This is a genomic window from Streptomyces sp. NPDC051180, from assembly GCF_040689545.1.
Classification (GTDB): domain Bacteria; phylum Actinomycetota; class Actinomycetes; order Streptomycetales; family Streptomycetaceae; genus Streptomyces.
The window spans coordinates 128985-139618 of the sequence record NZ_JBFBBC010000008.1; the positions used below are offsets into that span (position 1 = coordinate 128985).

Here is a 10634-nt window from a genome sequence, read left to right on the forward strand (position 1 = left end):
ACAACCGAACCACGAGGAAAGGCACGGCCGCCGCACGTGAGGGACACACGAGAGAGCCGGCTGCTCCTGGTGCTGCTGATCGCCATCGCGTTCGCACTGATCACGGTGGACATCCGCGGCGGCCAGGAGTCACCCGTCGACGGTGCCCGGCAGGCCGCAGCGGCGGTCTTCGGGCCCGTCGAGAACGGCGTGGCGGCCGCCGTCGATCCGATCGGCAACGCCATAGGCGCGGTCCGGGACTCCGGGGAGCGGCACACCCGGATCGCCGCCCTGGAGAAGGAGAACGCCGAACTCAAGGCGGAGCTCGGCAGCGACGACCGCAACCGCAACCGGCTGCGCGAGCTCGACACCATGCTCAAGACCGCCGGCGCCGGCCAGTACGGCATCAAGGGCGCCCAGGTCATCGCCATAGGAGCGGCCCAGGGATTCTCCTGGACCGTCACCATCGACGTGGGCGCCCGCGACGGCATCACGCGCGACATGACCGTGCTCAACGGCTCCGGACTCGTCGGCCGCGTCACCACCGTCGGCCCCTCCACCTCCACGGTCCTCCTCGCCAACGACCCCGACTTCACCGTCGGCACCCGCATGGAGAAGTCCGACGAACTCGGCTTCGCCACCGGCCAGGGCGACAGCCCGCTTCTCGTCCAGCTCCTCAACGGCAAGGCCAAGGTCAAGCCCGGCGACCGGCTCGTCACCTTCGGCTCGCGCGCCGACAAGCCCTTCGTGCCCGGCGTGCCGGTGGGCGAGGTCGTCCGCGTCGACCCGGCCGGCGGCGGCCTGACCCGCAACATCTACGTCCGCCCGTACGTCGGCTTCACCAAGCTCGACATCGTCGGCGTCGTCGTCCAGGCACCCCGCTCGGACCCGCGCGACATGGTCCTGCCGCAGAAGCCGAAGCCGGCGCCGACCGTCACCGTCACGGTCACACCGCCGCCACCGGACGGACAGCAGGCCGCCGACGGCACCCGGCAGGGCACCAAGCCGGACACGAACCAGCAGGCACCGCAGGACCAGGGGGACGCGACACCGTGAAGTTCAACCGCATCCTCCTCTCCGCGACCCTGATCGTGGTCGCCCTCGTCGTCCAGGTCTCCGTCCTGGCCCGCCTGCAACTCCCCGGCGCGGTCCCCGACCTCGTCCTGCTCACCGTCGTCGGCCTCGCCCTGGTCTACGGCCCGGTCAGCGGCTCCCTCATCGGCTTCACCGCGGGCCTGCTCGCCGACCTGGCGCCGCCCGCCGACCACGCCGCCGGCCGCTACGCCCTGGTGCTCTGCGTCATCGGCTACCTGGTCGGCCTCGCCCGCCCCGACAACGGCCGGCTGACCTCGGCGACCGGCCCGATGGCCGTCGTCGTCGCCGCGGCCGTCGGCTCCACCCTGCTCTACGCGGGCGTCGGCGCGCTCGTCGGAGACACCGCCGCCCGCCATGTCGGCCTCGGCTTCCTGCTGTTCACCGCGGCCGTGTACGACCTGCTCCTCGCACCGTTCACCGTGCCGCTCATCATGGCCCTGGCCCGGCGGGCCGAGAACGATCCCCTGGCCGACGCCGGCGGGGGCAGCGGCTCCGACGTCGCGTCGGGCTGGCTCTCCTCCGGCACCGGCCTGCGGATCGGCAACCAGCGCGGCGGCCTGCGCGTGAAGGCCGCCCGGAGCCGCGCCTCACGGGCCGGACGCATCAAGGGAGTCAAGCGACTGTGACCGAGGGGGCACCGGCGGTATGAGCAACATCCCCGAGACCGGGCGGACCCCGCGGGTCCAGATCCGGCTCGTCGTCATCCAGATCCTCGTCTTCTCGCTGCTGCTGACCCTGGGGGGCCGTCTCTGGTACCTCCAGATCCGCAACGGCAAGGAGTACACCGACGAGGCGAAGAACAACCACGTCCAGCAGGTCGTCCAGCCGGCCGTCCGCGGCTCGCTCCTCGACGCCCGCGGCGTCCCGCTCGCCGACAACGAGACCCGGCTCGTGGTCTCCGCGTCCCGCACCGAGCTGATGAAGATGAAGGACCGGGGCAAGGCCGTCCTGACCCGGCTCGCCGGCGTCCTCGACATGAAGCCCGACGAGGTCATCAACAAGATCCGGCTCTGCGACTCCGAGACCCCCAAGCCCTGCTGGAACGGTTCGCCCTACCAGCCGATCCCGGTCACCGACGAGGCCACCACCCAGCAGGCCCTGCAGATCCGCGAGCGTGCCGAGGACTTCCCCGGCATCACCGCGGAGCCCACCGCCGTCCGGCGCTACCCGGCCCCCGGCAAGTCCCGCACCTCGCAGGTCCTCGGCTACCTCTCGCCCGTCACCGACGCCGAGATCGAGAAGGCCAAGGACAGCGACTCGCCGTTCCTCCGCTCCGACCAGGTCGGCCGCTCCGGCCTGGAGCGCACCTACGACAAGGAGCTCCGGGGCAAGGCCGGCGTGACCCGCTACGAGGTCGACAACCTCGGCCGCGTCATCGGCCAGGCCAAGAGCGACCCCGCGGTCCCCGGCTCCAACGTCGTCACCTCCATCGACGCCCGCGTCCAGGCGGTCGCCGAGTGGGAGCTGCACAACGCGATGGTCGAGGCCCGCAAGACGTACGACAAGAACACCAGCGAGAACTACAAGGCCGACGCCGGAGCCGTCGTCGTCATGGAGACGAAGACCGGCCGGATCGTCGCCATGGCCTCGCAGCCCGACTACGACCCCAACGCCTGGGTCGGCGGCATCTCCGCCAAGGACTACGCGGCCCTCACCGGCAAGGACTCCAACTTCCCGCTGCTCAACCGGGCCATCCAGGGACAGGCGGCCCCCGGCTCGATCTTCAAGGTCATCCCGACGACCGCCGCCGTCAACGCCGGGTACGAGTTCAACGGGCGCTACCCCTGCCCCTCCTCGTACGCCATCGGCGGGCAGGTCTTCAAGAACTTCGAGTCCCAGGGCCACGGCTCCATCACCCTCGGCCAGGCCCTCGAGGTCTCCTGCGACACCGTCTACTACGCGCTCTCCCACCAGCAGTGGCTGAACGACGGCGGCATGAAGCCGAAGAAGGACGCCAAGGACTGGTTCTACAAGACCGCCCACCAGTTCGGCCTCGGCGCCGAGACCGGCATCGACCTCCCCAACGAGGTCACCGGCCGCGTCCCCGACCGGAAGTGGAAGCAGGACTTCTGGGCGGCCAACAAGGACTACTGGTGCAAGATCGGCAAGCGCGGCGGAACCTACGTGCAGCAGCTCTCCTACGAGAACTGCCTCGAAGGCAACCTCATGCGCGCCGGTGACTCCGTCAACTACTCCATCGGGCAGGGCGACACCCTCGTCACCCCCATCCAGATGGCCACCATCTACGCCGCCATCGCCAACGGCGGCACCCTCTGGAACCCGACCGTCGGCAAGGCCGTCGTCAGCCCCGACGGCAAGAAGGTCACCGAGATCAAGCCCAAGTCCCACGGCAAGCTGCCCATGGACACCAAGACGCAGGCGTTGATAGAGGAGGCGCTCGCGGGTGTCGCCACCCGCGGTACCGCCGCCTGGCGCTTCGGCGGCTGGCCGCAGGACAAGATCCCGATGCACGCCAAGACGGGTACGGCCGAGGTCTACGGCAAGCAGACGACCTCGTGGTTCGCCACGTACACCAAGGAATACGCGATCGTCATGACGATCTCCCAGGGTGGTACCGGCTCCGGCGCCTCCGGCCCCGCCGTGCGCAACATCTACGACGCGCTCTACGGACTCGACGACGCCGGCAACCAGGACCTCAAGAGGGCCCTGCTGCCGCAGCCGCAGAAGACCCTGCCGAAGATCGAGGCCGACGGCTCCATCGACGCCCCGAAGATCGGGGCGTACGACCCCGAGGCCCAGAAGGTCGACCCCGACGCGCCCGCGAAGCAGGACGGCGCCACCCCGGCCGGCAAGCCGGACGACGACGACCAGGCACTCGCGGGCCCGCCCGCCGGCCGGACGAGGGACTGAGCCCATGACCGCACCCCACGGCTTCTCCGTCTCCCGGTACGCCCCCGAACGCGGCACCCTCGCCAAACTGGCCGCCCGCGACTCCGTGGTCCGCCGGCTCGACTGGCCGATCCTGCTGTCGGCGCTCGCGCTCTCCGGCGTCGGCGCCCTGCTCGTCTGGTCCGCCACCCGAGGCCGCACCGAGCTCAACAACGGCGACCCGTACTACTTCCTCCTGCGCCACCTGCTCAACACCGGCATCGGCGTCGCCCTGATGGTCGGCACGATCTGGCTCGGGCACCGCACCCTGCGCGGCGCGGTGCCGATCCTCTACGGCCTCTCGATCGTCCTGATCCTCGCCGTCCTCACCCCGCTCGGCGCCACCATCAACGGCGCCCACGCGTGGATCGTGGTCGGCGGCGGCTTCTCGCTGCAGCCCAGCGAGTTCGTCAAGATCACGATCATCCTGGTCATGGCGATGCTGCTGGCCGCCAAGGTCGACGCCGGCGACCAGCTCCACCCCGACCACCGCACCGTCGCCAAGGCCCTCGCCCTGGCCGCCCTCCCCATGGGCATCGTCATGCTGATGCCGGACCTCGGCTCGGTCATGGTCATGGCCGTCATCGTGCTCGGCGTCCTGCTCGCGTCCGGCGCGTCCAACCGGTGGGTCCTCGGCCTCATCGGCGCGGGCGTCCTCGGCGCGGTCCTCGTCACCGCGCTCGGCATGCTCGACGAGTACCAGATCAACCGCTTCGCGGCCTTCGCCAACCCCGACCTCGACCCGGCCGGCGTCGGCTACAACACCAACCAGGCCCGCATCGCGATCGGCTCCGGCGGCCTGCTCGGCGCCGGACTCTTCAAGGGCTCCCAGACCACCGGCCAGTTCGTCCCCGAACAGCAGACCGACTTCGTCTTCACGGTCGCGGGGGAGGAGCTCGGCTTCGTCGGCGCCGGACTGATCCTCGTCCTCCTCGGCGTCATCCTCTGGCGCGCCTGCCGGATCGCCCGCGAGACCACCGAGCTCTACGGCACGGTCGTCGCCGCCGGCATCATCGCCTGGTTCGCCTTCCAGTCCTTCGAGAACATCGGCATGACGCTCGGCATCATGCCCGTCGCCGGCCTGCCGCTGCCGTTCGTCTCCTACGGCGGCTCGTCCATGTTCGCCGTGTGGGTCGCGATCGGCCTCCTCCAGTCGATTCGCGTACAACGCCCGATGACGGCGTGACGGCGGTTAGATTCGAGGTATGGCCGAGACGAAGCGCGAGATCGAGCGGAAGTACGAAGCCACCGGGGAGACTCCGCTGCCGGACCTCACCAAGGTCCGCGGAGTCGCCGAGGTCGCGGACCGGGGCGTCATGGAACTGGACGCCGTCTACTACGACACCCCCGACCTCCGGCTGGCCGCCGACGCGCTGACCCTCCGCCGCCGCACCGGCGGCAGCGACGCCGGATGGCACGTGAAGTTCCCCGTCGCCGCGGGAGTGCGCGACGAGATCAGGGCCCCGCTGACCGACACCCTTCCGGGTGAGCTGGCGGGGCTCCTGCGTTCCCGGGTCCGCGGCGGCACCGTCGTCCCCGTCGTCCGCCTCCGCTCCGCGCGCGACGTCCGCCACCTGCGCACCGCGGACGGCACCCTCCTCGCCGAACTCTCCGTCGACACCGTCCACGCCGAACGGCTCCCCGGCGGCACCGTCGCCACCTGGACCGAGATCGAGGTGGAACTCGCCGACGGCATCGACGACCCGGCCCTCCTCGACGCCGTCGGCAGGCGCCTCGGCAAGGCCGGCATCCGCCCCTCCGCCTCCCCGTCCAAGCTCGCCCGCGCCCTCGCCGAGACGGGCCCGGGACCCGAACCGGCCCCCGCTCCAGGGAAGCCCGGCACCGCCGGGGCGGCCGTCCTCGCCTACGTACGCGAACAGGCCGACGCCATCGTCGCGCTCGACCCCGCCGTCCGGCGCGACCTGCCCGACGCCGTCCACCGGATGCGGGTCGCCTGCCGCCGGCTGCGCGGCGCCTTCAGGACCTACCGCCGGGTCCTGGACCGCGCGGCCACCGACCCCGTCGGCGTCGAGCTGAAGTGGCTCGCCGGCGAACTCGGCGTCGCCCGCGACCAGGAGGTCCTCGACGCGCGGCTGAGCGCCCGCGTCGAGGAACTGACGCCCGCCCTCACCCTCGGCCCCGTCCAGGCCCGGCTGCGGCGGCGGGACGCCGCCCTCGCCAGGAACGCCCGTCAGCAGGCCCTCACCGCCCTCGACTCCGACCGCTACCTCGCCCTCCTCGACAGCCTCGCGGTGCTCCTCGCCGACCCGCCGCTGCGCAAGGACGCCCGCCGCGACGCCCGCAAGGTCCTCGCCCGCGCCGTCCGCGAGGACCACGACCGCCTCGGCCGCCGGATCGGCCACGCCCTCGCCCTCGCCCCGGGCCACGAACGCGACCTCGCCCTCCACGAGGCCCGCAAGGCCGCCAAGCGCGCCCGCTACGCCGCCGACGCGGCCCGCCCCGCGCTCGGCAGACCCGCCAAGCGGCTCGCGAAGCGCGTCAAGGCCGTGCAGACGCTCCTCGGCGAACACCAGGACGCCGTCGTCGCCCGCGCCGCCCTCCGCGAGTTCGGGATCATGGCCCACGGGGTCGGCGAATCGGCTTTCACCTGGGGACTTCTCTACGGCCGCGAGGAAGCCGCGGCCGCCGCGGCCGAGCGGGAGCTGCCCCGGGTCTGGGCCCGCGCGTCCGCCCCGGATCTCAGGGCGGCGCTGACGCGCTGAGCACCGGGGTACGCTTGAGAGTCGCCCCCCTGCCAGCTCACGAAGGTTCGAGATGTCTGCTGCCGAGTCTGTCTTCCCGCAGCTCGAAGCTCTGCTCCCGCACGTGCAGAAGCCGATTCAGTACGTCGGTGGAGAGCTGAACTCCACGGTCAAGCCGTGGGAGTCCGCCGACGTCCGCTGGGCGCTGATGTACCCGGACGCGTACGAGGTCGGCCTGCCCAACCAGGGCGTCATGATCCTCTACGAGGTGCTCAACGAGCGCGAGGGCGTCCTCGCCGAGCGCACGTACAGCGTGTGGCCGGACCTCGAGGAGCTGATGCGGGAGCACAAGGTCCCGCAGTTCACCGTCGACTCGCACCGCCCCGTGAGCGCCTTCGACGTCTTCGGCCTCAGCTTCTCCACGGAGCTGGGCTACACGAACATGCTCACCGCCCTCGACCTCGCCGGCATCCCGCTGGAGGCGAAGGACCGGACGGTCGACCACCCGATCGTGCTCGCCGGCGGCCACGCCGCCTTCAACCCCGAGCCGATCGCGGACTTCATCGACGCGGCGATCATCGGCGACGGCGAGCAGGCCGTCCTCGACATGACCGAGATCATCCGCGCGTGGAAGGCGGAGGGCCGGCCGGGCGGCCGCGAGGAGGTCCTCTTCCGCCTCGCGAAGACGGGCTCGGTCTACATCCCGGGCTTCTACGACGTCGAGTACCTGCCGGACGGCCGCATCGGCCGTGTCGTGCCGAACAAGTCCGGCGTGCCGTGGCGCGTCTCCAAGCACACCGTCATGGACCTCGACGAGTGGCCGTACCCGAAGCAGCCCCTCGTGCCGCTTGCGGAGACCGTCCACGAGCGCATGTCCGTCGAGATCTTCCGCGGGTGCACCCGCGGCTGCCGCTTCTGCCAGGCCGGCATGATCACGCGCCCCGTGCGGGAGCGAAGCATCACCGGCATCGGCGAGATGGTCGAGAAGGGCCTCAAGGCGACCGGCTTCGAGGAGGTCGGCCTCCTCTCCCTCTCCTCCGCCGACCACACCGAGATCGGCGAGATCGCCAAGGGCCTGGCCGACCGCTACACGGACGACAAGGTGGGCCTCTCCCTGCCGTCGACCCGCGTGGACGCCTTCAACGTCGACCTCGCCAACGAGTTGACCCGGAACGGCCGCCGCTCCGGTCTCACCTTCGCCCCCGAGGGCGGCTCCGAGCGCATGCGCAAGGTCATCAACAAGATGGTCTCGGAGGAGGACCTCATCCGGACCGTCTCCACCGCGTACGGCAACGGCTGGCGCCAGGTGAAGCTGTACTTCATGTGCGGCCTGCCGACGGAGACCGACGAGGACGTCCTCCAGATCGCCGACATGGCGATGAACGTGATCGCCGAGGGCCGCAAGGTCTCCGGCCAGAACGACATCCGCTGCACCGTCTCGATCGGCGGCTTCGTCCCCAAGCCGCACACCCCCTTCCAGTGGGCCCCGCAGCTCTCCGCCGAGGAGACCGACGAGCGTCTGCGCAAGCTCCGCGACAAGATCCGCGGCGACAAGAAGTACGGCCGCTCCATCGGCTTCCGCTACCACGACGGCAAGCCCGGCATCGTCGAGGGCCTCCTCTCGCGCGGCGACCGCCGCATCGGCGCCGTCATCCGCGCGGTCTACGAGGACGGCGGCCGCTTCGACGGCTGGCGCGAGCACTTCTCGTACGACCGCTGGATGGCCTGCGCCGAGAAGACGCTGCCCGACGTCGGCGTGGACGTCGCCTGGTACACGACCCGCGAGCGCACCTACGAGGAGGTCCTGCCCTGGGACCACCTCGACTCGGGTCTCGACAAGGACTGGCTGTGGGAGGACTGGCAGGACTCCCTCGACGAGACCGAGGTCGAGGACTGCCGCTGGACCCCGTGCTTCGACTGCGGCGTCTGTCCGCAGATGGACACCCACATCCAGATCGGCCCCACCGGCAAGACGCTGCTGCCGCTGACGGTCGTCAATCGGTAACGCTTGGATGACGGCCCGGCGGAGGGGAAACCCTTCGCCGGGCCGTCGCGTCATTCCCGGCATGAACACGGAGAACGCCAGGTCACAGACGTCGAGCGAGCCCGCGGGCTGCCTCACCGGGGTGGCGCGGGCCATCGCGCTGGTGATCGTGCTGCCCGTGCGGCTGGTCTGGGACGCCCTCGCCTACTGCCTGAAGCAGCTGTGGCGCTGGGTCCTCGCCCCGATCGGACGCGTCCTCGCCTGGCTGATCCACCACCTGCTCGTGATCCCCCTGCGGTTCCTCTGGGAGTGGGTGATCGCCCCGGTCGGCCGAGCCCTCTGGTGGCTGGTCGACCTGCTGGTCGTCACCCCCCTGAGGTGGCTGGGGCGATGGGTCCTCCTTCCCGTGGCCAAGGCCGTCTGGTGGCTGGTCGACCTCCTGCTCGTCACTCCGCTGACCTGGCTCTGGCGCCATGTGCTCGCCCCCGTCGGCCGGGCGGCCGGCGCCGCGGTCGCCTGGGCCTGGCACATCGGCGGCCTGATCTCCGGGGCGCTCGGGCGGGCCGTCGCCTGGCTGCTGTGGAACACGGTCGGACGCCCCCTCGCCTGGGTGTACCGGGTGATCCTCACCCCCGTCGGCCACTGGCTCCGCACCTGGGTGTGGGCCCCCGTCGCCGCCGTCACCCGGGCCGTCCGCGCCGCCGCCCGGGAGGTGCGCGTCGCGCTCTTCGGCGGACCCCGCTGACCCGGCCCGGGGAACCGGAGGTGGCCCGGGCGCGTACTCTGGGTAGTACAACGAACGTCCCCGGCGCGGCGCCCGCCCCCGAGATCTCCCCGCGACAGCGGGGGTGAACCGGGCGGGACCCCCGGGGCAACCCGTACATCTCGTGGACGGCGCCACCCGCGCCGCCCCGCACCGAGGAGAAGAACCACTGGGCAAGCGACAGCCCGAAGGCCCGCCGCCCGCACCGGCGGTGCAGCGCATCCGACTGCGCTACACCAAGCGCGGCCGCCTCCGGTTCACCAGCCACCGTGACTTCCAGCGCGCTTTCGAGCGTGCGCTCCGCCGCGCCGAGGTGCCGATGGCGTACTCGGCCGGTTTCACCCCGCACCCCAAGGTCTCGTACGCCAACGCCGCGCCGACGGGCACCGGCTCCGAGGCCGAGTACCTGGAGATCGCGCTGACCCGGACGCGCGACCCCGAGACGCTGCGGGCGCTGCTCGACGAGTCCCTGCCGGCCGGACTCGACATCACCGACGCCGTCGAGGCCCGGACCTCCGGGCTCGCCGACCGGCTCACCGCCTCCGTGTGGGAGCTGCGGCTCGAAGGCGTCACGGTCGAGGACGCGGAGAAGGCCGTCGCGGCGTTTCTCGCGGCCGAGACGGTGGAAGTACAGCGCAAGACCAAGAACGGCGTCCGCACCTTCGACGCACGCTCCGCGGTCACCGAGCTGACGGCGGCCCGCCCCCAGGGTGATCCCCAGGGTGATAGGCCGCTCGACAGCGCCTGTGCGATACTGCGCCTGGTTGTTCGGCACGTGACACCTGCCGTACGACCCGACGACGTCCTGTCCGGTCTCCGAGCTGTGGCCGACCTGGCGCCGCCGGTCCCCGCTGCGGTGACCAGGCTGGCGCAGGGGCTCTTCGACGAGGAGTCCGGCACGGTGACCGACCCGCTCGCGCCCGACCGCGAGGCAGTCACGGCCGCTCCTACCACGGCCGCCGCGACCGCCTCTGCGACGGCGCCGGGTGCAGGTACCGCGTAGGGAGCGGTCGTCGTAGCGCCGCCCTGGCACTCGGGAGCCACCTGGGTCGGGCAGCGCACTGACCAGGAGACTTTCGCCAGGCCGTCCGCACAGGGCGTACGGAACCGGCGAGCCAGACACAGAGCTCCCGTGCGGCGCCCGCGCCCCGGGCGGCGGCACCGCGCCACAGGCGCGACCGTGCCGCCGCACCGGAACAAGGCGCGGCGCCCGGGAGCGTGA

8 protein-coding genes are annotated in these 10634 nt (G+C 71.7%); all 8 read left to right on the forward strand.

All coding sequences use genetic code 11. The features are described 5' to 3' along the window. The first annotated feature begins 36 nt into the window (after positions 1–36). On the forward strand, positions 37–1035 hold the full coding sequence (gene mreC, locus AB0424_RS16630) for a rod shape-determining protein MreC (protein WP_366305968.1): 999 nt from the start codon (positions 37–39) through the stop codon (positions 1033–1035). Next, a complete protein-coding gene (gene mreD / locus AB0424_RS16635; RefSeq protein ID WP_366305970.1) occupies positions 1032–1700 on the forward strand; it encodes a rod shape-determining protein MreD in 669 nt (222 codons plus the stop codon). The genes mreC and mreD overlap by 4 nt, the downstream gene beginning before the upstream one ends. A gap of 19 nt (positions 1701–1719) precedes the next feature. Next, positions 1720–3945 (forward strand): penicillin-binding protein 2, encoded by a 2226-nt coding sequence (gene mrdA, locus AB0424_RS16640; protein WP_366305971.1) that lies wholly within the window; start codon positions 1720–1722, stop codon positions 3943–3945. A gap of 4 nt (positions 3946–3949) precedes the next feature. Next, on the forward strand, positions 3950–5149 hold the full coding sequence (rodA, locus tag AB0424_RS16645) for a rod shape-determining protein RodA (protein WP_366305973.1): 1200 nt from the start codon (positions 3950–3952) through the stop codon (positions 5147–5149). A 19-nt stretch (positions 5150–5168) separates the two neighbouring features. Then, positions 5169–6686 carry a CYTH and CHAD domain-containing protein gene (locus AB0424_RS16650; protein WP_366305974.1) on the forward strand — a complete coding sequence of 506 codons (1518 nt, stop codon included), beginning with the start codon at positions 5169–5171 and terminating at the stop codon, positions 6684–6686. 52 nt (positions 6687–6738) lie between these two features. After that, complete coding sequence (locus tag AB0424_RS16655; protein ID WP_366305976.1) at positions 6739–8670, forward strand: TIGR03960 family B12-binding radical SAM protein; 1932 nt, start codon at positions 6739–6741, stop codon at positions 8668–8670. Between the two features lie 61 nt (positions 8671–8731). Then, entirely contained in the window at positions 8732–9394 is a 663-nt protein-coding gene (locus AB0424_RS16660) for a hypothetical protein (protein ID WP_366305978.1), read from the forward strand. A gap of 229 nt (positions 9395–9623) precedes the next feature. Continuing rightward, complete coding sequence (locus AB0424_RS16665) at positions 9624–10415, forward strand: TIGR03936 family radical SAM-associated protein (RefSeq protein ID WP_366305980.1); 792 nt, start codon at positions 9624–9626, stop codon at positions 10413–10415. Positions 10416–10634 lie beyond the last annotated feature (219 nt).

Bases quoted from the DNA above. Each gene is read 5' to 3' on its own strand.
- rodA (WP_366305973.1), top strand. From the start codon at position 3,950: ATGACCGCACCCCACGGCTTCTCCGTCTCCCGGTACGCCCCCGAACGC.
- mrdA (WP_366305971.1), top strand. From the start codon at position 1,720: ATGAGCAACATCCCCGAGACCGGGCGGACCCCGCGGGTCCAGATCCGG.
- AB0424_RS16650 (WP_366305974.1), top strand. From the start codon at position 5,169: ATGGCCGAGACGAAGCGCGAGATCGAGCGGAAGTACGAAGCCACCGGG.
- AB0424_RS16660 (WP_366305978.1), top strand. From the start codon at position 8,732: ATGAACACGGAGAACGCCAGGTCACAGACGTCGAGCGAGCCCGCGGGC.
- AB0424_RS16655 (WP_366305976.1), top strand. From the start codon at position 6,739: ATGTCTGCTGCCGAGTCTGTCTTCCCGCAGCTCGAAGCTCTGCTCCCG.